The organism is Microcoleus asticus IPMA8, from assembly GCF_013179805.1.
In the GTDB taxonomy this organism is placed as follows: domain Bacteria; phylum Cyanobacteriota; class Cyanobacteriia; order Cyanobacteriales; family Microcoleaceae; genus Microcoleus; species Microcoleus asticus.
The window spans coordinates 14558-35705 of record NZ_SRRZ01000074.1 but is presented as its reverse complement, the minus strand read 5'-3'; the positions used below and the strand labels follow the sequence as shown (position 1 = coordinate 35705).

The 21148-nt window shown below is 45.4% G+C and carries 18 protein-coding genes; 9 read left to right on the top strand and 9 right to left on the bottom strand.

The genetic code is table 11. From position 1 onward, the window contains the following. Positions 1-226 (bottom strand): hypothetical protein (locus E5S67_RS19485; RefSeq protein ID WP_216670588.1); only part of this gene is annotated, 226 nt, incomplete at its 3' end. Between E5S67_RS19485 and truB the strand changes: the two genes are divergently transcribed. The 4 genes from truB (at position 183) to E5S67_RS19465 (ending at position 4029) form a co-directional block, all read left to right on the top strand. Then, positions 183-1124, top strand: a complete 942-nt coding sequence (gene truB / locus E5S67_RS19480; protein ID WP_172190021.1) for a tRNA pseudouridine(55) synthase TruB — start codon at positions 183-185, stop codon at positions 1122-1124. The two genes, E5S67_RS19485 and truB, sit on opposite strands and share 44 nt — an antisense overlap. Before the next feature lie 147 nt (positions 1125-1271). Further along, on the top strand, positions 1272-1502 hold the full coding sequence (yidD, locus tag E5S67_RS19475) for a membrane protein insertion efficiency factor YidD (RefSeq protein WP_172190019.1): 231 nt from the start codon (positions 1272-1274) through the stop codon (positions 1500-1502). A 216-nt stretch (positions 1503-1718) separates the two neighbouring features. Next, a complete protein-coding gene (locus E5S67_RS19470; RefSeq protein WP_246276873.1) occupies positions 1719-2933 on the top strand; it encodes a response regulator in 1215 nt (404 codons plus the stop codon). 109 nt (positions 2934-3042) lie between these two features. Then, positions 3043-4029 carry a glycosyltransferase family 2 protein gene (locus E5S67_RS19465; RefSeq protein WP_172190015.1) on the top strand — a complete coding sequence of 329 codons (987 nt, stop codon included), beginning with the start codon at positions 3043-3045 and terminating at the stop codon, positions 4027-4029. A gap of 80 nt (positions 4030-4109) precedes the next feature. Here the strand turns inward: E5S67_RS19465 and E5S67_RS19460 are convergent, their stop codons facing one another. From E5S67_RS19460 to E5S67_RS19450, 3 genes are all read right to left on the bottom strand, one after another. After that, complete coding sequence (locus tag E5S67_RS19460; protein ID WP_216670586.1) at positions 4110-4310, bottom strand: hypothetical protein; 201 nt, start codon at positions 4308-4310, stop codon at positions 4110-4112. Between the two features lie 102 nt (positions 4311-4412). Further along, positions 4413-4742, bottom strand: coding sequence for a HesB/IscA family protein (locus tag E5S67_RS19455; protein ID WP_172190011.1), 330 nt, complete (start codon positions 4740-4742; stop codon positions 4413-4415). 147 nt (positions 4743-4889) lie between these two features. Next, positions 4890-5309 (bottom strand): phosphomannose isomerase type II C-terminal cupin domain, encoded by a 420-nt coding sequence (locus tag E5S67_RS19450; protein WP_172190009.1) that lies wholly within the window; start codon positions 5307-5309, stop codon positions 4890-4892. A 546-nt stretch (positions 5310-5855) separates the two neighbouring features. On the opposite strand from E5S67_RS19450, the gene gltB reads away from it, so the two are divergent. Both gltB and E5S67_RS19440 read left to right on the top strand, forming a co-directional pair. After that, the gene (gene gltB, locus E5S67_RS19445; RefSeq protein WP_172190007.1) at positions 5856-10442 is read left to right on the top strand and encodes a glutamate synthase large subunit; all 4587 of its coding nucleotides are present in this window, start codon (positions 5856-5858) and stop codon (positions 10440-10442) included. A 22-nt stretch (positions 10443-10464) separates the two neighbouring features. After that, positions 10465-11109: an NUDIX hydrolase gene (locus E5S67_RS19440; RefSeq protein WP_246276872.1), complete on the top strand. Its 645-nt coding sequence runs from the start codon at positions 10465-10467 to the stop codon at positions 11107-11109. A 75-nt stretch (positions 11110-11184) separates the two neighbouring features. Here E5S67_RS19440 and E5S67_RS19435 read toward each other — a convergent pair whose 3' ends face one another. The 4 genes from E5S67_RS19435 to E5S67_RS19420 form a co-directional block, all read right to left on the bottom strand. After that, positions 11185-11682, bottom strand: a complete 498-nt coding sequence (locus E5S67_RS19435) for a hypothetical protein (RefSeq protein ID WP_172190005.1) — start codon at positions 11680-11682, stop codon at positions 11185-11187. Between the two features lie 42 nt (positions 11683-11724). Next, entirely contained in the window at positions 11725-15720 is a 3996-nt protein-coding gene (locus tag E5S67_RS19430) for an ATP-binding protein (RefSeq protein WP_172190003.1), read from the bottom strand. 5 nt (positions 15721-15725) lie between these two features. Continuing rightward, positions 15726-16451 (bottom strand): toll/interleukin-1 receptor domain-containing protein, encoded by a 726-nt coding sequence (locus E5S67_RS19425; RefSeq protein WP_172190001.1) that lies wholly within the window; start codon positions 16449-16451, stop codon positions 15726-15728. Between the two features lie 254 nt (positions 16452-16705). Next, entirely contained in the window at positions 16706-17062 is a 357-nt protein-coding gene (locus E5S67_RS19420; RefSeq protein ID WP_172189999.1) for a hypothetical protein, read from the bottom strand. Positions 17063-17150: 88 nt separating this feature from the next. Here E5S67_RS19420 and E5S67_RS34490 point away from each other — a divergent pair, with 88 nt between their 5' ends. Then, a complete protein-coding gene (locus E5S67_RS34490) occupies positions 17151-17240 on the top strand; it encodes an element excision factor XisI family protein (protein ID WP_339382925.1) in 90 nt (29 codons plus the stop codon). 25 nt (positions 17241-17265) lie between these two features. Here the strand turns inward: E5S67_RS34490 and E5S67_RS19410 are convergent, their stop codons facing one another. Beyond that, on the bottom strand, positions 17266-18036 hold the full coding sequence (locus E5S67_RS19410) for a class II glutamine amidotransferase (protein WP_172189997.1): 771 nt from the start codon (positions 18034-18036) through the stop codon (positions 17266-17268). A gap of 538 nt (positions 18037-18574) precedes the next feature. Here E5S67_RS19410 and E5S67_RS19405 point away from each other — a divergent pair. Together E5S67_RS19405 and E5S67_RS19400 are read left to right on the top strand one after the other, a co-directional pair. Continuing rightward, complete coding sequence (locus E5S67_RS19405) at positions 18575-18793, top strand: ATP-binding protein (protein WP_339382924.1); 219 nt, start codon at positions 18575-18577, stop codon at positions 18791-18793. A gap of 78 nt (positions 18794-18871) precedes the next feature. Then, the gene (locus E5S67_RS19400; protein WP_216670585.1) at positions 18872-20791 is read left to right on the top strand and encodes an iron uptake porin; all 1920 of its coding nucleotides are present in this window, start codon (positions 18872-18874) and stop codon (positions 20789-20791) included. Positions 20792-21148: the final 357 nt, after the last annotated feature.

Sequence of the window (21148 nt, the reverse complement as noted above, 5' to 3'; positions counted from 1 at the left end):
TTATTAGTTTTTTTCCTTTGATTGTTATTTTATTTCTTCCCTGTTCCTTCTTTCTTCTTCCTTCTTCCTTCTTTCTTCTTATTTCTTCCTTCTTCCTTCTTCCTTCTTCCCTGTTCCTTCTTCCTTCTTCCTTCTTCCCTGTTCCTTCTTCCTTCTTCCTTCTTCCTTCTTCCTTCTTCCTAATGACTACTGACGGTTTTCTCAATCTCAACAAACCTGCGGGCATGACCTCTCACGACTGCGTGGGGCGAGTGCGCCGGCTATTGAAACTCAAGCGAGTTGGACACGGAGGAACCCTCGATCCTGCTGTGACTGGCGTTTTACCGATCGCCCTCGGCAAAGCAACCAGACTGCTGCAATATCTCCAACACAATAAAGCTTACCGAGGCACGATTCGATTTGGCTTAACTACAGCTACTGACGATTTAGAAGGAGAAATTATCCATTCTCGATCGGTGCCAGAGTTGAGTTTGGAAAAAGTGCAAGCTGCACTGCCAAATTTCCTAGGAAAAATCGAGCAATTTCCGCCTAGTTTTAGTGCGGTTCAGGTAGGAGGAAAACGCCTTTATGAGTTAGCAAGAAAAGGCGAAACTGTGGAGGTTGCTGCTAGAAATGTTGAGGTTTTTCGGCTGGAAATCTTGGATTGGCGGCCGGGGGATTTTCCTGAATTGGATTTGTCGATCGCCTGCGGGGCTGGTACTTACGTTCGGGCGATCGCGCGGGATTTGGGCGCTGTGTTGAATGCAGGCGGTACTTTAGCCCGTTTGACTCGCACTGAAAGTAGCGGTTTTTCGATCGACCAAAGTCTAAGTTTTGAAGAATTAGAACTGCAATTGCAGGAGGATAAATTCTGCCCGATTTTGCCATCGGCGGTTTTGGGACATTTAGGCGCGATCGTCCTTTCCCCTGAATATACCAAACGCTGGTTTCAAGGTCAGCGCCTCCCGATTCCCGAAACGCCGATCGGGGGAGAGGAGGAAACTAGCAACAATCCCCTCCACAACCCAATACTCCAACCTCCCTATCCCTTGCAGGTTTACGATCGAGACGGTAAATTTTTAGGTATCGGTCAAGTAGCTAACTCAGAGACAAGTACCATATTATCTCCTCAAATTGTGCTTTAGTTATCTAAAAAAAATGAAAATAGGTATAATTGGTAATGGAAAAGTTGGCGGAATTCTAACCGCTGGGAATGCCCTCGATTCACCTAGTTTACAGCCGTACAGAACGAGATTTTGCTATTAATCTAATCAATCGCTGAGGTAAAAATTGTGAAAATATTGCTAATCGGATTAATCCGAGGCTACAAAATGGGGATTTCTCCTTACCTGCCTAACGCCTGTAGATTTCAACCAAGTTGTTCGCAATACGCGATCGAAGCAATAGAAAGATTTGGGGCGGGCCGCGGCGGCTCGATGGCGGTTAAGCGGATTTTGCGCTGTCATCCTTTTCATCCAGGGGGTTACGATCCAGTACCTCCGAAAGATAGCGAGGGGAATTAGTTATTAGTCATAAGCAGTATTTTTTTTGTTAGTTAATAGTGCAAATAGGCGCTGCATCTTCATAGCTAAAACTCCTGAGGGGAATCACTCCCTGAGGGGGGTAAATTCGCAGGATTAGTTGTTTTTATTGACCCAAATTCAGTAATATTACTGTTATATTTCACAACTGGGCAGCGATATAATGGTACAAACAGAGTACAGGGGATGCGAGTTGATATGTCTGCTACCGCAATCGGATACAAAATGTTGTCCCATACTCTGGCTGTACTCAGCCAGAAACAAGCAACGGGGAAATTGTTGTTAGAACAAGGGGAACAACAGTGGCAACTTTACTTTTTTCAGGGTTGTTTGGTTTATGCCACAGGAGGAACGCACAGATCGAGGCGCTGGTACAGGGCGATCGGGCAACACTGTCGAAACTTTCAAGTGGATCTCAGAGACCTCGATGCTGGAGAACTCTGGGAATATCAACTGCTTCAGCGAGGGGTAGCAGCCAGCGAAATGAGTCTGGAACAAGCAAAGGCGATCGTCCACACCAGCCTTTCCGAAGTGTTCTTTGCTCTGATGGGTCAATCGGGTTTGCGCCGGGAGTGGCGTCCGTCCCAAAAATATTTTTCTACAATTACCTCTTCTTTACTGCTGTCTTTGACGGAAGTAGAGAAGATTATGTGCTCTACACAACAAATTTGGCAGAAGTGGAAAGAAATGGGTTTGTGGCTGGTAGATCCAGAACAAGCACCGCTTTTAAAAGCGTCGGCCAAGTTGCAGGAAAATCGATTTAGTTCTAATTCTTTGATCGCTTTGGCTAACGTATTTAACGGCGAGAATACTCTTTGGGATATTGCATTTAAGAAAAAGCAGTGCGTGACAGTGGCAACTCGCGCTTTAGTTAATTACATGAAGCAAGGTTTAGTAAATTTCCGAACAGTACCAGACTTGCCGTCACCTATAGAACAGTGGCGCCTTGCCGCGGCGATCGCCCAACCGGGTCGCCCTTTGATTGCCTGTGTCGATGACAGTCCGACAGTATGCGAATTTTTAGAGCAAATTTTATTGCCGGAGGGGTATCGAGTCCTAAAAATTCAAGACCCGATGCAGGGAGTGGGCATTCTGGCCAAACACAAGCCTGCTTTAATTTTTATGGACGTGGTGATGCCCAAGACAAGCGGCTTTGCTTTGTGCAATTTTTTGCGGAAGACACCGGCTTTTCGGGAAACTCCGATCGTGTTTTTGACCGGTAAAGATAGTATAATTGACCGCACGCGAGCGAAATTTACAGGCGCTTCCGATTTTTTGAGCAAGCCGGCCGATCCAGAACAGGTTTTGCAAATAGCTGACAAGTATTTGAAGGTAAAAGGCGATCGCCACCCTTTAGCAATTCGCCGCCCTGATATATTGAACTCGCACCAATTTACCTTGGCAAATTCTTGAACCCTAATTATACTCAAAAAGCATCGCTTATCGGGTGCGTCAGCCTCGGGGGCACCCTACTAAAATATAAAATTTAAAATGGTATAATCCATCATACTAGATATTAATTATGAGCGACCGAACCCCACAGGTAAGCGTGGTGATTCCGGCTTACAACTGCGCTGCTTACGTCGGCCAAGCAGTAGATAGCGTGCTGCACCAAACAATTGCTGACTGGGAAATTATTGTAGTAGACGACGGCTCCCGAGACGAAACCAATTTAGTTTTAGAGAAATATGGCGATCGAATTCGCTACATTTACCAACAAAATCAAGGAGTTTCGATGGCCAGAAATCGCGGCATCGAACTAGCGCGAGGAGAATTCATCGCATTTCTAGATGCAGATGACTACTTTTTTCCCGACAAATTAGCCGCACAAATGGCTGTATTTGCAGCGAAGCCACATCTAGGAATAGTCCACAGCGGCTGGCGTTTAGTCAACAGTAAAGGCGAACCGCTAAAAGATGTCAAGCCCTGGCAAAACGTCCCTAAATTAGACTTAGAAATGTGGCTCAGATGGAAACCAGTATTACCCAGCGCGATGGTATTTCGCCGGCATTGGTTAGAGCGCGCCGGGGGATTTGACCCTCGATTTCCCCCGGCAGAAGATACAGATTTAGTGCTGCGTTTAGCCTTAATGGGATGCGAAGCAGAGTGGCTGCAGCAAGTAACTGTTTGCTACCGCCAGCACGAACAAAGCGCCATGTACAAAGGCTTACCCCAGGCTAAATCCCTCGCTGCAGTCATGGACAATTTTTTTTCCCGCCCCGAGTTGCCGGATAAAATACGTTTGTTGGAAAAGCAAATCAAGTACAGTACCTTAGTTTGGATTGCTTGGTATTTGCACCGCACTGGTCATTCTGTTGAGATGGTAGAGTTTTTGCAGCGTTCTTGGAATTATACGCCTTATTTACCTGTGGAAACAGTAATTAATTGGGTGGAATGTTTCGCCGAATTTTCGCAGGATGCGGGCAATGAATTGGATGCAGATTTGTTAGCTCAATCTCCAGAATGGCAGCAGTTAATGCAGTGGACTATTCTGGGTACGCCAGCTTGATTAAAAGCTTTAAAAGAGGACTTTAATCCAGACTGCAAACCAGCTTTTGGTGAGGCCTGTTCGCGAATTAAATAGGATTGCTATATCACCCGCTTCAGTTTCGCTGCCATAGTCGCGATATGTTCTTGGATAATTTCTTGATGCTTATTGACGGCTTCTTGTGATGTAAACTCGTACCCATGTTTTGCTCCCACCCGCACCCAGGCGTTTCCTTCTGCTTCCAGCATTATTAACTCATCGAGTTGTGTAAGTGCTCTGCCTTCCATGGTGTATATCTCCATTGCCGTCAATTCCTAATTCTGAGCAGGCGTCGATATTGATAGTCTCGGCTTATTTAAAGGTTTTTTGGACTTTTTCTAAGTCTTTGAGTGCGATAGTATTGATTATTCCTTGGCAGAAAAGGAGTTGCCGCAGCTACAGCTTTGGGCGGCATTGGGATTGTGAAATCGAAAACCTCCGCCCATCAAGTCTTCTGAATAATCCAAGGTGAGGTCATTAAGATATTTTAAGTGCTGGGGGTCGATCGCAACGGAAATTCCCTCCGACTCGCATACAGCGTCTTCTGGGGCTGGCGCATCGTCAAATGCCATTGTATAAGACAAACCCGAGCAGCCGCTCGATTCCACGCCCACACGAAATAAAGCATTGGGGTTCGGATGCTTCGACTTGAGGCGCGTTACTTCTGTTGCTGCTGTTTTGCTCAGATGAATCATTATGAGTAATTGGTAATTGGTAATTGGTAATAATTTGGGAGTAGTGTTGAGTTTTGAGAATTTAGAGTGCGCCTAGCCCTGCACCTTACCCGGAGAATGTAGGGTGCGCCGCAGCGCACCTTACCGCTATATATTTAGCAACTTGAGTTACTTAGCCTTTTCATTACGAGCATAATCGTCTTGAAAGCGGATAATATCATCTTCTCCGAGATATTCGCCATTCTGCACCTCAATTAAAATCAGGGGGATAACTCCCGGATTTTCCAGGCGGTGAGAAGTGCACTGAGGAACGTAGGTAGACTGATTGGTAAACAGAACAATTTCTGTTTCGCCGCAAGTAACCTTTGCAGTACCAGAAACCACGATCCAGTGTTCGCTGCGGTGGTGGTGCATTTGCAGGCTGAGGCGGTGTCCGGACTTAACTTCGATCCGCTTAATTTTATATCCTGGGCCTTCTTCTAAAGTTGTAAATGAACCCCAAGGCCGCAATTCTGTAGCGGCTATTCCGTTGGGTGCAGCAGGTGCGTGCAGAGTAGATACTTGAGAAATTTCTTGAATCTGTACCATGATTTTCACTCCTTGAGGATTGCTTGCTGAATCCTGTGGTAAACAACGTTGGATTGTGATATTAGCTAATTTATCCTTAAAACCGAAGTCCGATCGCGCGGACTGGTTAGCGGACTGTAGAGTTTTGCACTTTTGTCTGCTCTGCTCGATCGACCCACCTTGACCACCATAGCAAAATCATCACAGCAGTTGTAACCCCGTATTTGCGATCGCCCCAATCTACATCAAATCTTCATTCTCAAAGGCCTGTGCTTTAAATAAGCTTAACGGGGAGACAGGGAGAACGAGAGACTGGGAGACTGGGAGACTGGGAGACTGGGAGACTGGGGGAGAGAAAGAGTGTGAGGGAGGGGGAGAGGAAGAGATTTTTCTTCTGACTAATGACTAATGACTCATGGCTAATGAATCATGACTACTGAGATATAACAATTTTCTTAAGCTTAAAAGTTACAAGCAGACATGATTAGAAAATACAGATTAGGTACAATAAAAAGCTTGGTACTCTGCCGATCGCAATTTTTTCGTCACTTTTAGGAAAACATCAAAATGAACAGCAACGAACTGCCAGCAAAACAAGGCCTATACGATCCGCAGTTCGAGCACGACGCTTGCGGAGTCGGATTTATCGTACACATGAAGGGTAACAAATCCCACGAAATTGTCGAGCAGGCACTGACAATCCTCTTGAACCTCGACCACCGGGGCGCGTGCGGCTGCGAACCCAACACCGGAGACGGGGCGGGCATTTTGATGCAGGTGCCCCACAAGTTTCTCAAGAAAGTAACCGCGGCCCTAAACATCGAACTTCCCGAAGCCGGCGAGTACGGCGTCGGCGCGATTTACTCGTCGCCAAATCGAACTGAACGGGAAAACGGTCAACGCATTTTTGAGGAAATCGCGGCAGAAGAAGGCCAGGAAGTGCTCGGCTGGCGAGATGTTCCCACGGACAACTCGTCCCTCGGCGAAACCGCCAAATCTAGCGAACCCTTCATGCAGCAAGTGTTCCTGCGGCGCGCCGCAGGTATCGACGAGGCTGCCTTCGAGCGGAAACTGTACGTCATCCGCAAGCGCGCTCACAATGCCATCCGCAGGACTAACACAGACCCCTACTGGTATAATTCCACACTCTCGTGCCGGACGATCGTCTACAAGGGTATGTTAATGCCCGTGCAAGTGGGGGATTACTATCCCGAACTGCACGACCCCGACATGGAAAGCGCTCTAGCCCTGGTTCACTCGCGCTTCAGCACCAATACTTTTCCGAGCTGGGAACGATCGCACCCTTACCGCTACATCGCCCACAACGGCGAAATTAACACGATGCGCGGCAACATTAACTGGATGCACGCGCGGCAATCGCTGTTCGAGTCGGAGTTGTTCGGCGATGACTTAAAGAAAATCCCGAATTTAATCAATATCGAAGGTAGCGACTCGACGATTTTTGACAATGCTTTGGAATTGCTGACTTTGGCTGGGCGTTCTTTGCCGCACGCTGTAATGATGATGATTCCCGAACCTTGGACGGCCCACGAGTCCATGAGTGACGATAAAAAGGCTTTCTACGAATACCATTCTTGCTTGATGGAACCTTGGGACGGCCCAGCTTCTATCGCATTTACCGACGGTACTTCGATCGGGGCCGTGCTCGACCGCAACGGTTTGCGCCCTTCCCGCTACTGCGTTACCAAAGACGACTTGGTAATTATGGCATCGGAAGCCGGAGTTTTGCCGATCGCCCCAGAACGAATTGCATCCAACGGCCGCTTGCAACCGGGGCGGATGTTCCTGGTAAATACCGAGGAAGGCCGCATCGTCTCTGACGAAGAAATTAAGACCAAAATCGCCACAGAACACCCGTACCGCGAGTGGATAGACCAGCACATGGTCGAAATCACCAAACTGAAAGATGCGCCGGCATTGCCAGAATCCCACCCCGAAACATTGATCCAGCGCCAAATGGCTTTCGGCTACACCTTTGAAGAACTGCGGTTGCTGTTAGCGCCGATGGCGAAAGATGGCGTGGAAGCTGTCGGCGCGATGGGTGCGGATACGCCGCTGGCGGTGCTTTCCAACCGCCCAAAACTGCTTTACGAATACTTCCAGCAGTTGTTTGCTCAAGTTACCAATCCGCCAATTGATTCTATCCGCGAAGAAATTGTAACTTCTGCCGAAACTACGATCGGCGCTGAACGCAATTTGCTCAAACCAGAACCCGAAAGCTGTCATTTGATTGAACTGAAAACGCCCATTCTCAGCAATGAAGAATTAGCTAAGCTCAAACACGTAAATGAGGGCAATTTCCGGTCGATTACGCTACCGATTTTGTTTGACCCCAAAAGCGGGGTAAAAGGTCTTGAACAAGCCTTAGAAGAGGTTTTTGCAGCAGCAGACAGCGCGATCGCCTCAGGGGTGAATATCATCATTTTGAGCGATCGGGGCATCAGTCCAGACAAAGCCCCAATTCCGGCGCTGCTGGCAGTTGCGGGCCTGCACCACCACTTGATCCGTAAAGGTACGCGCACGCGGGCGGGACTCGTGCTCGAATCCGGCGAACCGAGGGAAGTGCATCACTTTGCAACACTTATTGGATACGGTTGCGGCGCGATTAATCCGTATTTGGCTTTTGAGACGATCGCCGATTCGATCCGCGAAGGATTGCTGCTAAATGTCGAGTACAAAACAGCTTGCAAAAACTACGTCAAAGCCGCAACTAAAGGCGTGACGAAAGTTGCCTCGAAAATTGGGATTTCCACAATTCAAAGTTATCGCGGCGCGCAGATTTTTGAGGCGATCGGCTTAAACAAATCCGTAGTCGATAAATACTTTGCTTGGACAGCCTCGCGGATTGAAGGGGTAGACCTCGAAGTCCTCGCCCAAGAAGCAATTTTGCGCCATACTCACGCATTCCCAGACCGCCCATCCAGCGGACATACTCTCGATGTCGGCGGCGAATATCAGTGGCGGAAAGAAGGCGAGGCACATTTGTTTAGTCCGCAGACAATTCACGCGCTGCAAAAGTCGGTGCGCGAGGGCAGTTATACGCTTTTCAAACAGTATTCTGGGCTGGTTAACGAACAAAACCAGCAGCATTTTACCTTGCGCGGTTTGTTGCAATTCAAGCAGCGGGAATCGATACCGATTGAGGAAGTTGAACCGATCGAATCTATTCTCAAACGCTTTAAAACTGGGGCGATGAGTTACGGTTCGATTTCTAAAGAAGCCCACGAATCTCTGGCGATCGCCATGAACCGCATTGGTGGCAAATCGAACACCGGTGAAGGCGGGGAAGACTCGGAACGCTACACTTGGACGAACGATCGCGGCGACTCGAAAAACAGCGCGATCAAACAAGTTGCTTCCGGGCGTTTCGGCGTTACCAGCTTGTACCTTTCCCAAGCGCGGGAACTGCAAATCAAGATGGCGCAAGGCGCGAAACCCGGTGAAGGCGGACAGTTGCCGGGTAAAAAAGTATACCCGTGGATTGCCAAGGTGCGGAACTCGACTCCGGGTGTGGGTTTGATTTCGCCTCCTCCTCACCACGACATTTATTCGATCGAAGATTTGGCCGAATTGATTCACGACTTGAAAAATTCCAACCGGGAAGCGCGGATTAGCGTGAAACTGGTGTCGGAAGTTGGAGTCGGGACGATCGCGGCAGGGGTTGCAAAAGCCCACGCCGATGTCGTGTTGATTTCCGGCTACGACGGCGGAACCGGCGCTTCGCCGCAGACTTCGATCAAACACGCCGGTTTACCTTGGGAATTGGGACTGGCGGAAACTCACCAGACTTTGGTACTCAACAATCTCCGCAGCCGGATTGTCGTGGAAACTGACGGTCAAATGAAAACCGGCCGCGATGTAGTAATTGCTGCACTCCTTGGCGCTGAGGAATTCGGTTTTGCGACCGCGCCGCTGGTGACATTGGGCTGCATCATGATGCGCGTTTGCCACCAGAACACTTGCCCGGTGGGCGTGGCGACTCAAGACCCGCTGCTGCGGAAAAACTTTACCGGCGACCCCGATCATACGGTAAACTTTATGACCTTCGTGGCGCAGGAAGTCCGGGAAATTATGGCGCAGTTGGGCTTCCGCACGCTGAATGAAATGGTGGGGCGGACTGATGTTTTGGAAGCGAAACAAGCTGTGGAACACTGGAAGGCTAAGGGTTTGGATTTCTCGAAAATCCTTTATCAGCCGGAGGTTGGCGCGGATGTCGGGCGCTATTGTCAGATGGCGCAGGATCACGGTTTGGAAAAGTCCCTGGATATGACTGTGTTGTTGGATTTGTGCAAAGGTGCGATCGAAAACGGCGAAAAAGTCCACGCCAAGCTGCCGATTACCAATGTCAACCGCGTTGTCGGCACAATTCTCGGCAACGAAATCACCAAACGCAACTGGGAAGGTTTGCCGGATGACACGGTGCACCTGCACTTCCAAGGCAGCGCCGGGCAAAGCTTTGGGGCTTTTGTGCCCAAGGGTGTCACCCTGGAGCTCGAAGGCGAAGCTAACGACTATTTGGGCAAGGGGCTCAGCGGCGGCAAGATTATCTTGTATCCGTCGCCAGCTTCTACCTTTGTCGCGGAAGAAAACGTGATTGTCGGTAACGTAGTGCTTTACGGCGCGACAGCCGGCGAGGTTTTCATCCGAGGGATTGCGGGCGAACGTTTTGGGGTGCGTAACTCCGGCGTTAATGCAGTAGTTGAAGGTGTGGGCGATCACGGTTGCGAGTACATGACTGGCGGCAAAGTTGTGGTTTTGGGCCAAACCGGGCGCAATTTTGCAGCGGGTATGAGTGGCGGTGTTGCTTACATTTTGGATGAGGCGGGGGATTTTGCTACTCGCTGCAATATGTCGATGGTGGAGTTGGAAAAACTCGAGGATGTTGAGGAGATTAGCGATTTGCGGCAGTTAATTCAAACTCACGTTGATTTGACTGGAAGTGCGAAGGCATCGAAGGTTCTGGCGGCGTGGGATGAGATGGTGCCGGTGTTTGTGAAGGTGATGCCGAGGGATTATAAGCGGGTGTTGCAGGCTATTGAAAGGGCGATCGCATCGGGTTTAAGCGGTGATGATGCGCTGACGGCTGCATTTGAAGAAAATGCTCGCGATGTCGCCCGAATTGGCGGCAGCTAGGGTTTAAAATGAGGAATGGGTAATGGCTGTTACAGCCGCCAATTACCTATTCCTCGTTAAAGCTTTCGATCGCGGTACTATATCGGTTAGGCGCGGGACTTCTGCTGTTTTAGGTAAGTTTGGAATCAGTAAAATGAGCCACGAAAAAAATATTTTTACGACCAATTGGATTACTGTGAAGCAAACTGCCAGGGGATTTCATTACTTAGAAAGAAAAGGAAAAGACTCAGTGGCTATATTCTTAGTGAGAAAAAGCAATGTTGCTAGAAGAGAAATAGAATATGAAGTCCTGATTAGACAGCAGCCTCTGTGTATAGATAGCTCTGATATAAATGAAGAACTCAAGCTCTATCCTTGCCCTATTACAGGGGGGATAGAGACAGGTGAGTCACCAGAGAAAGCAGCAATCAGAGAGGTATATGAAGAATCGGGGTTTTCAGTTCAGGTTTTGCCCTTAGGTAAATATATTGTTGGCACTCAAACGAACGAAATTTGCTATATGTACTATGCTGATGTCAGCGATACAAAGCCGGACATTGCACAGCAAGATGGTTCTTACTTTGAAGCAATCAGCAAAAATGAATGGCATCCTTTTGAATATTTGAGTAAATGCGATTATTCAGCTTGCCAGATCGGATATTTTAAGATCAGAAACATTCTTTTCTAAAAAGATGTGCAGTGTGAGTCTGTACGGAAGAATGATTGAGAACACCAGATAATAAATTTCAAGAAATCGAAAAAATTATTTTTTTACTCCTACAATTTGTGCCAAAGCTTTAACATATTCATCTAATTCTTCACTAAGTAACCGCAATTGTTGGCGCAACTGAGGCTCCTGTAACCAGTTTTTTTCATGTTCTTTAGGGCTAGTATTGGGGGGACGCTGCGCCTCCCATGCTTGTAATAACGGATGCCAATTAGATAGAAATGGACGCAAACCTTGATTGAGTACAGCAATAGCAATTCCGCCAACTGAGTTATATGATATGCCTACATCAGGGCCAGCTTCTCTGAGGATTTGACGTGTAATCTCAAACATTTTGTAGAGCGAATTTAGAGCTTCCCGCAACAGTCCTTGGTCGGATTGAAGCGATTCTACAGTAATGCGAGTTACCAGTTCCACGTAAAGCGCCCATGCTGCCTTTCGTTCGGTTACATCAGCTTCCCATTCTGCACCACCAATGCCGAAGGGAAGGTTGACAGATACTTTTTTTAATTTGGCTGGGTCTTGTTTTGGCATTGATTTATTCCTTTTATAGATTTACTATTTTATCGATTTAATTCAAGATATTTTTTTTACTTTCTCAGCGACAGATTCTGCATTTTCAGGATACAGAATCGCTAGAAGAGTACACATTTTATAGGCAGTATCGGAGGAGTAAGCACAGGAAATTAACAGCTTTTTGAAGTTATCTTTGTCTTTAATTTGGACAAGGATAGTAGCAATGTTGCACAATAGTTGATGACGGTTAGTTAATTTTTTTTCTGCTGTACGCAATGCCTGTTCCACTTGTCCTGCCATTGCCTGTATGTAAGCAATCAGATCAATTGCTTGAAGTTGCTTGTATTCATCTGTAATTTTTTCTTGGGCTTTAATAGCAGCATTAAGTGTATTCAATATCTCTTCTTTGTCTCCTTTATTCCATTGAAATGCAGCAATATTATAGAGGGTTATTACTTGTTCCAATCTATCGTCAATTTTGTTAACATTTTCCAGGGCAAGAGTAATCTCTCCTGCCTCTGCTTGGTCTGCTGCTATTCTTGATAGAAGTGAGTCTGGATTTGTCTTGATTGCTTGGGTTGTCTCCTCTTGGACTATCTCAAGGGCTTCAGAAAAAATAGCTAATGCTACTTCTCTCTCTCCAAGTGCCATTTGAGCCACTGCTATGGAACTTAGAGTTGTCGCTAAATGGTCAAATACCAAACTAAAAGAACTGAAAGCATCTTCATAAATAGTCGCGAGGGCTGTCTTTAATATTTCCTTTTGTTCTGCATCTGGGTGTACCTGTGCTAGTGTTTTAAGTACCTGGGCTTTAAAACCAATAATTTTAATTTTTTGTACTGTCTCTAAAGCACCATTAAACTCTCTTGCTCTTGCCTGGCATCTACCTATTGTTGCAAACAGTTTAACAACAGACACCTTAACAGAATTGGGAGAATTTTGCTTTTCAACCGTCTGTATAATCTCAATCGCCTCAGTGAAGATATCTATTGCATTATTTCTTTGACCTGCTTTAGTGTATAGTTCTCCTAATAAGGCTAGAATATTTACTCTGTCTTTCAAATTATGAATTTGACTGGAAATTTTATAGACATCATTAGCATAATCTATACCTGGCTCGTTGTGATGATTTTCTATAAGCAAATCTGCCAAATTTATTAAAGCCAAAGCTTGTTGATATGAAAGCTCTGAACCGAAGGAAATTTGGATTCCCATTGCCAATGTATCTCGTGATTCTTGGACTAGGCCAGCTTGTAGCTGTATTATAGCGATCGACTGTAGAAGTTCAACCTTTTTGACTTGATTGAATAGTTCATTAGCCATCTCGATCGCTTTACTAAAGTTTTTAGCATGAGCGTATGCTTCGGCTATTCCTACCGCAGCATCCTCTTGTGTACTTTGTTCTTGAATGTCACTGCTAGTTTTAAGTGCTTCCTCCAATTGTCCTGCTGCAAACTGTTCTTGCACGGTTTTCAACAGTGCTGAGTCTCGATCTTCTTGAATTTTTTCAAATATTTCAGCCGGATCTTGCGGTTGGTTAAAAGGTTGAAGACTTGCAAGTTCTTTAATAGTCTCATTCGCCTCTGCCAATCGACCCATTTGTCGCTGCTTGCTGGCTATGGTATTAAGATATTGATAAAAGGAGTTTTTGTCCTCATTATTTCTGGCTAATTGTTTCGCTTGACTCAGTGAAGTTATTGCCTGTTCTTTATCCCCAATTTTTGCTTGTACCTCGGCAAGAGATATCCAGGAAGGTGCATCCGCAGCTTGCATATCAATACGTTGCAGCGTTTCGCGGGCATCGAAAAATAATCCTACATCTGCCTGTAAATTTGCGATCGCAATCCAGATATTCGTTCGAGCCTTTGCCTTTAAATTCTCAGCAGTTTCAATAGCTTCGGCAAAGGTCGCTTTTGCTTCCTCCATCTGTCCCACTTCCATTTGTGCTTTAGCTACATCACCCATCCCCCATAGCCAAAACTGCCTCGGAAAGGTTTTCCTAGTAATCTCAAGGGATTTTGCCAAGATAGATTTTGTTTCTTGAGTATTTCCTTTCTCTATTTGCGCTTTTAATATATTTCGTAATGGATACCACTTCTTAATTTCTAAAATAATTCCTTCTGCAATTTTCAGCGCCGTTTGAATTTTTTCGCGATTGATGAGAATTTCGCAAAGTCGGTAGCGAGTCATATGTTGAAAAAGCCTCTGCTGCAAAGCAATACAGGCTTCCTCATTTACTTCAAAAATATGGGCTAGAAGATAAGCAGCATAATCACCTTGCCAATGGGTGGCCCCTATTTGAAAACGTGGCAAATTATTCTGCTGCAATCTATCCAAAGTCTCCCGTGCTTGCTCTAATTTGCCCTCATCATTCAACTCCCACGTCAGCAGCAGATACCACAGGATGCAGCGTTCAATTTCCAATCGATCTGCCAGTCTCCATGCTCTTTCTAAACTGCCTTTTCGCAAGGCATCTAGTGGTGATTCTAGAGTCCGATCCAATCTATGTGCGTGTACCAGCAAAAACTCAGCCATTATCTCTGGGTTGTCTTCCTCAGCAGCACCCAGCAAAGCAGTTTGCACAGTTTTTAAAGATAGATTGGGTTCATCAAGTAATTGTTGCCATTGGGCAGATGCAAATTCTTCATCTCGTGCGAGTTTATACAACTCTTCCCAGCGCTTTGCCTCGCTTAAATGTTCTGCGTAATGCCGCAACGCATAAGCACTATGGTGTTTCTGCCATTTAGCGCAGTATTCTATTAACTTGTTTTGAGCCGAGGAAGCCTCACGGCATAGCACATCCCGAAACTCGTGGGCTAGTAATGGGTGAGCAAAGTTGTAGATACCTGTTTGAATAGTGAACCAGCGCGTTGCCTGCCAGGGTAAATTTACCAACTCCCATTCAGTCAGACTGGTTAAATCCTGAATATCGTTCTTTGATAGCGATCCCAGCGCTACTGACAGTAAGGCGAACAATTCTTGCACTTCCCGTTGCCGTTTTATCTCTACTTTGGCAAATAGTTGAAATTGTTCTTTCACATAACCTTTAAACCCTTTTGGACTATCTTTAAGTACCGCTTGCACATCCTGACGCTTTATTGCCGCCTGTCTCAAATCATCAATAAGATAACGGAGGTAAAGCGGGAATCCACGAGTTGTCTCATCCATACTTTTAACAAAATCATCATCTTGTGAATAAGTAGCTAACTCGCTGATTTTCTCTAGCCATTTGGGAATTGCCTCGCGGGGCAACCGCTTAAGAGACAATCTCTGGGCGTTGTCTGTCCAGGTACGCAGATATTGTGGTTCCTCACCTTCCTCGGCTCGTGCTGAAGCAATGACAAATACACCAGCAGGTAGAGAGATAAAAAACGGCTCAAAAGTTTTGTCTGCTTCATCCAAACCGTCTAAAACTATCACCAGGCGTTTACCATCTTCCGAAACAGGTTCGCGCAGCATCCCCACAAGAATATCCCGCATCCCATTCTCATCATTAGGAAACTGCCCATTCTTAATCTTGTGATAATAATAAAGTTGCTTCAGCAGATGGCGATAGGCTTCAGAAACCGATCGCGTCTTCTCGTAACGGTAGCTAAAACAGTGATAGGCAATAAAAAAATCATCCTGTCGCGTCTTTTGCCAGTGAGATAATAGAGCTGATTTCCCAAAGCCAGCAGCAGCCGTTATCAACAACACGCCACTAGAATTGTTTGTCAAAAATTCATCTAGTTGACGCTTTTCTTCTTCGCGTCCCTCAAATGGCTGCTGGGTGTAATCGCTGACAATTTGCCTTACTCGAACTTCAATCTCATATCCGATATATTGCTCGCCAACGATTGAGATTGCGGGTTCAGCAAGTATTTCTTCTAGGCGAACGAGTCCATCCTGCTTTTGATCGAGCCTTTGGATGACTCTGATAGCTCTAAGGCTTTGCTCTGCACAAGGGCTGGGAATCATCGAAGGATCGATATCTAGATGAAACAGCACTTCCTCAAATTGAGCGGGACTAAGACCCTTGAGACGGTCCAGTAGCTCTATCTCTTTTCGATTAGCCATTCACATTATCCCTTTAAATGTGGAGCAGTTTGATAAATAGCATCTAGCAATCCTGAAAGAGACTCTCCTTCTTTTTGACTCGCCAATTTAATAACATCTTTAGCCTTTTGCACTTGTGCCACATTCGTTGGTAGTTGAGATTCATCTACCTTGTAGCGGAAAATAACTTCGTAAAACTGCGATTCTAAGAGGCTTTTGAGCAGATTAAAAGCTAGTATTCTCGGCGCAACACCGGAGTCAAATTGTCCTTCAGGTAATGGAGAAACAGGTGTAGCCGTAGTCTCACCCTTGAGAGGTGGCTTGCCAGACTCACCCCGAATACCTCTGACAAGTTCTTGAAAACCATGCTCATAGTTTTGGTCGTTTATGCTTACGTGTAAAAAAGATTTGAGAAAAAATGGCTTTTCACAGTCTTTATAAAGGACGGGTATCAGGCGGCGGTTGGGGGTCCGCGACTCGTTTCTAGCGGCTACTTCCTCGTTTACTTGCGCAGTCAACCATGCGTCCTTCTCGTAGCTAACCCACTGAGAGTTGACGCTTTCCGGTGACAGTACCAGGATAAGAATGCCTGAACTAGAAAGACCTTCTTCAAGTTTCTCAGGTATTCTGTCACCAGGGAGAATTTCCCATTTGTCTAACCAAGCATCAATTCCTTCGCGGGTGCGTAAATCTGTTGCCAGACGCTCGACAAATAGTTTATCTACACTGCTATGACTTATAAATGCTTTCATACTTTTATTTGTTGCAGTATGCAATATCATTGTTCCGAAATTAACAACAGTTTTAAATCAGGGTTTCCCCGATATATTCCCGTTGATATCTCCCCAATAAATCGATCGAATCCTTTATCTACGTGCTGAAAATTTTCCTGTAAAATGGTTGAATCTACTCTTTACAATCGACATTGACACTTTGATTATAATTAGGGCTTACTGAAAAAGCAAGAAAACAGCTTTTAGAAAGACGGGTAGTGCCATTTCGGAACTCATGCTGCTGTCTGTAAGTGTTTATAAGCATGAGCTTTGGCTAAACGCACCCAATGTTCTAGGAGCAAGTATCGATCGAGTTCGACTTCTTCCGATCGCTCGAGCATACCATATTTATGGCGATCGAGCAGTTCGCTCATGCGGGCTTGCAATGCAGGCTTGGGGCGGATGGCGAGGATGACTTCTGGGGTAGGTTGACTCGCAAGCAGTTCCACAATCTGGAGTTCGTCTTGGTAGGGGATGGTTTCTGTGGCGGTGAGTTCACCAAGTGCGCGATCGAGTGCTTCCGGGAGACGATCGCCCAATTGTTGTAGTTTTTCGCCGAGGATCTCGGGGACTTCTAGGATAATTTGCATTCTTCGGTAATATGAGGAGAGGAATTACTTAGATTGTCACAAACGGGCGATCGATTAATATTTTAAGTAGGATTGCCCAACGGATTTAATAAAAGCAGGAGTTCCCAAGAAAGATATCGTGTTAGAATTTCACGAACCGGGAATGCGGCAATACACAGATTTTGCAGCCGCTTCGTAGGGGTCATTTAACTTAACTCCAGCGGTTAAAAATTGACCGGGCAACCATCCTGAAATACCAGCAATTCTCCCGATTGAATTTGCGTCCAAACTTCGTTATCAGTCAGCGGAAAAGTGGCAATAACAGCCACGCGATCGTCCTCTTTGGTCAGCTCCCGGAAATCGACTGTTACATCTTCGTCGATCGAGTGCGCGCTAGCAAAAGGTGCTTGTCGCACAATATAATGCAGATTAGTAGAACAATGTGCGAACAAGTGTTCTCCATCAGAAAGTAAATAATTAAAAATTCCGTAGTCTGCCAAAGTTTTAGTGATTTCGTTCAGTACCGGGTAAATATCCGTCACGCTAGGCTTATTTAGAGGGAAACTTTTTCGCAGCTTTTCTAATATCAAACAAAAAGCTTTTTCGCTGTCAGTTTTGCCAACAGGTTTGTAAACTCCGGCACATTCGGGATTAAAATTTTCGAGATTTCCATTGTGAGCGAACACCCAATAGCGCCCCCAAAGTTCCCGAATAAAAGGGTGGCAGTTTTCGAGAGCAATTTCGCCTTGGGTAGCTTTGCGGATGTGAGCAATGACGTTAGTTGAATGAATGGGATAGCGACGCACTACTTCAGCAACCGGAGAAGCAATCGCAGGTTTAGAGTCTATAAAAAGGCGACATCCCAAACCTTCAAAGAAAGCAATTCCCCAACCGTCTTGATGAACGTCTGTTCTGCCACCTCTTGCAGAAAAACCCTCAAAAGAAAAGCAAATATCTGTTGGAACATTGCAGTTCATTCCCAGTAATTGGCACATAGCTTTTAAATTTGTGGAGTTTGAATAGATGTCGCAGCTATTGGGAGCTACAGATTGGCGATGATAGTATTATAGTATTAACGGCTTTAAATAAGTTAAATATACTTAATATTTTTGTTTTGTCAACCGTAATGATACAGAACTTAAAAAAGTTAGCGATCGCTAAAAAAATCGCTCGCGTTTCCCTCCTAACGATGTTAAGCGATAACTCGCTCGGCACTTTTTCCCGTGCGGACAGCTAGTATAAAGTGTTAGCCGATATCCGGAAAGGAATTGATAGCACTTTGATGATTTTGCAGCACCGTTTGAAGGCAAATAATAACCGTCCGGCTATTCAAATTATCAAAAATTTTGGCTAGATTAGTTTGTTTAAATGCTATTAGATCTGAATCCGGTGTTTATGAATGGTACTGAAAAAGGCGATCGGTCATTTATAAAAAGCTAAGCAAAGGTGTATTTTTGCATCCATTACATCCGCACCCAACATCATTACTATTACTACACTATTACTACTTAGTTATATGAGCAAGAGCGAGATATTTGGATTAAAATCAAAGACAATGGCACAGGAGTGTCTGAGGAAATAATATCGCAGATTTTTGACTCTTCATTCACTACAACATCTGTTGGGAAAGGAACGGGAACCGGATTCTCAATCAGCCGTCACATAGTGGAAGAAACCGAGGGCGACAGTTTGACTTGTTCGTCGGTTTTGGGAGAAGGAACGGAATTTACGATCGCCCTTCATCTCGAATAGTGCGTGAAGCGTAGCTATCCCGTAGGGAATCGCCTTTTTTCTCACTTTTTTGGACAAATCTTAACAAAGTATAATAAAATGAAAAATCAAAAGTGCGATCGACAAATTTGGGAAATCCTTAGCAGCTTAATATTAGGATTCGGATTACAGGCATTATTGAGCGTTCCAGCATTAGCAGAAACGACAAATCCTGAAACAATAGCAAATAGTGAAAATTCCGAAGATCCAGTTAATGAATGGTATCAATTACCCGCACCGACAAATAATCTACCGGATAATTTCGATCGTAATCCCGATCGACAATCAGTCGAAAATTCTCACAATGTAGATGTAACTTCAGCGATAAACCCCACATCGGAGCCGCCCGTACCTATGGCGAGTGAGATAGAAACTCACATATCCGAAGCCAGCGAAACGCAGCCCGCAGAAATACCTCCGTTAGTTGAACAAAATAAATTAGCAAATCCCCCATTAATTTACCCTACTGAAAACTCAATAGAACAAGTTACATCAGTTTCCCAACTTAGCGACGTACAGCCCACAGACTGGGCATTTCAAGCACTGCAATCCTTAGTAGAAAGATACGGCTGCATAGCTGGATACCCCGACGGAACCTATCGCGGAAACCGCGCCCTCACCCGCTATGAATTTGCAGCCGGAGTCAATGCTTGTTTAGATGAAATACGCGAGTCGATCGCCAAACAAACCCAAAACCAAGTAAATCGAAATGACTTGATAAAAGTGCAAAAATTGCAAGAAGAATTTGCAGCAGAAATTGCCACACTGCGAGGTCGAACTGACCTTTTAGAAGCGCGAGCTACCGAACTAGAAGCCAATCAATTTTCAACAACAACTAAGCTGTCGGGATTCACCATTTTTGGGATACAAGGGCGCACGCCCAACCGTGCAGACCGCGCTCCCAGAGATGGCAAAAAAGATACCAAAGACCCCGGTACAAATGTCAACATTATCAACCTAAATCAATTCTACTTAACCACTCAATTTAGTCCTCGCAGTAACTTATTAATCGGTTTTTACAACCAGAACGGAGGCACTTCACCACAATTAACCGAAGACGTAAACCTTGCTTATAATTTAGCCGAAACTTCTGGATTAACGGTCAGCGACCTCAACTACCGCTTTCTGGTCGGCGACAAATTGGCAGTGTTTGCAGGGACAGCAGGAGTTAACATGGTTACCGGTTTTCGAGGGCCGAATCGGGTCGAAAGTGCAGCTTCCGGCCCCCTTTCTGCCTTCGCCCAAAGAAACCCTATTTTGAACACTGGTTTGGGTTTAGGCGGCATCGGCATTGACTGGCAATTTGCGAATCGAGCCAGTTTGCAAGCAGTTTATTCTACTAACATTCCCGGATTCTTTGTTAGTTCTAACGGGTCTGAAGGACACAATACATTTGGTGTACAACTAACTCTTACACCAGCCGATCCTGTCGATCTTACTGTGTATTATGTTAACGATTATTCGCCTAACGGTAATTTAATTAATTTGGCTGGCGATGGCCAGTTAACTGCTATCAATCCTAGCACAAATAAGTCAGCATCTCTGCAAACAAATGCAGTGGGAGCCAGTTTAAATTGGCGCCTTTCATCGCGAGTTTCTGTGGGAGGTTGGGCTGGTTATACTAATTCTCGCATTCCGGGTAAATCTGGTACAGTAGCAACTACAAATTATATGGTTTTTGTAAATTTTCCCGATTTGTTTAAATCAGGAAGTTTAGGAGGAATTTATATCGGGCAACCGCCTAAAATTGTCAGCAGCAATTTACCTACAGGCAATAACGTTCCTGATTTTTTAGATACGGGTTTAGGGCGATCGGGCGGGCAACCCGGAACGACTACTCATGTAGAGGTATTCTACCGCTGGCAGGTGAATGATAATATCAGCGTCACCCCTGGATTGATCTTGATTTTTCAACCCGGTCACACTCCCGATAGCGACCCGATCTCAGTTGGTGTATTGAGAACTTCATTTTCTTTTTAAGAGTGTAATGCTGTGGGGGGTTTTACTAGATCGATCGCGAATTGCAAACAATTTTGGTGAACCCGCCCCGGAGAAACGACCCCCAAGAAAATTTAATTTTGTGGAACCGAAACCCTGCCTGTTAAGCGAGAAAGGTGCTTTTCGGTCACCAGACAGTGATTAAAACCCCAGCGGGATGTCCTAAGATTTTTTCTCAGTAAAAACCCGCTACTTTTACTGAAACTTTACATTTGGTAGTAATTTACCCGTTTATATCTTTCTTTCTTACATACAAGTACGTAATTTTTAAGTTAAAAAAAATACGCATAAACACGCTTGAAATATAATTTTTGCTCATTTAATCTATTACTAAGACGC

Bases quoted from the DNA above. Each gene is read 5' to 3' on its own strand.
- truB (WP_172190021.1), top strand. From the start codon at position 183: ATGACTACTGACGGTTTTCTCAATCTCAACAAACCTGCGGGCATGACC.
- E5S67_RS19470 (WP_246276873.1), top strand. From the start codon at position 1,719: ATGTCTGCTACCGCAATCGGATACAAAATGTTGTCCCATACTCTGGCT.
- E5S67_RS19465 (WP_172190015.1), top strand. From the start codon at position 3,043: ATGAGCGACCGAACCCCACAGGTAAGCGTGGTGATTCCGGCTTACAAC.
- E5S67_RS19460 (WP_216670586.1), bottom strand. From the start codon at position 4,310: ATGGAGATATACACCATGGAAGGCAGAGCACTTACACAACTCGATGAG.
- E5S67_RS19455 (WP_172190011.1), bottom strand. From the start codon at position 4,742: ATGATTCATCTGAGCAAAACAGCAGCAACAGAAGTAACGCGCCTCAAG.
- E5S67_RS19450 (WP_172190009.1), bottom strand. From the start codon at position 5,309: ATGGTACAGATTCAAGAAATTTCTCAAGTATCTACTCTGCACGCACCT.
- gltB (WP_172190007.1), top strand. From the start codon at position 5,856: ATGAACAGCAACGAACTGCCAGCAAAACAAGGCCTATACGATCCGCAG.
- E5S67_RS19440 (WP_246276872.1), top strand. From the start codon at position 10,465: ATGGCTGTTACAGCCGCCAATTACCTATTCCTCGTTAAAGCTTTCGAT.
- E5S67_RS19435 (WP_172190005.1), bottom strand. From the start codon at position 11,682: ATGCCAAAACAAGACCCAGCCAAATTAAAAAAAGTATCTGTCAACCTT.
- E5S67_RS19430 (WP_172190003.1), bottom strand. From the start codon at position 15,720: ATGGCTAATCGAAAAGAGATAGAGCTACTGGACCGTCTCAAGGGTCTT.
- E5S67_RS19425 (WP_172190001.1), bottom strand. From the start codon at position 16,451: ATGAAAGCATTTATAAGTCATAGCAGTGTAGATAAACTATTTGTCGAG.
- E5S67_RS19420 (WP_172189999.1), bottom strand. From the start codon at position 17,062: ATGCAAATTATCCTAGAAGTCCCCGAGATCCTCGGCGAAAAACTACAA.
- E5S67_RS19410 (WP_172189997.1), bottom strand. From the start codon at position 18,036: ATGTGCCAATTACTGGGAATGAACTGCAATGTTCCAACAGATATTTGC.
- E5S67_RS19400 (WP_216670585.1), top strand. From the start codon at position 18,872: ATGAAAAATCAAAAGTGCGATCGACAAATTTGGGAAATCCTTAGCAGC.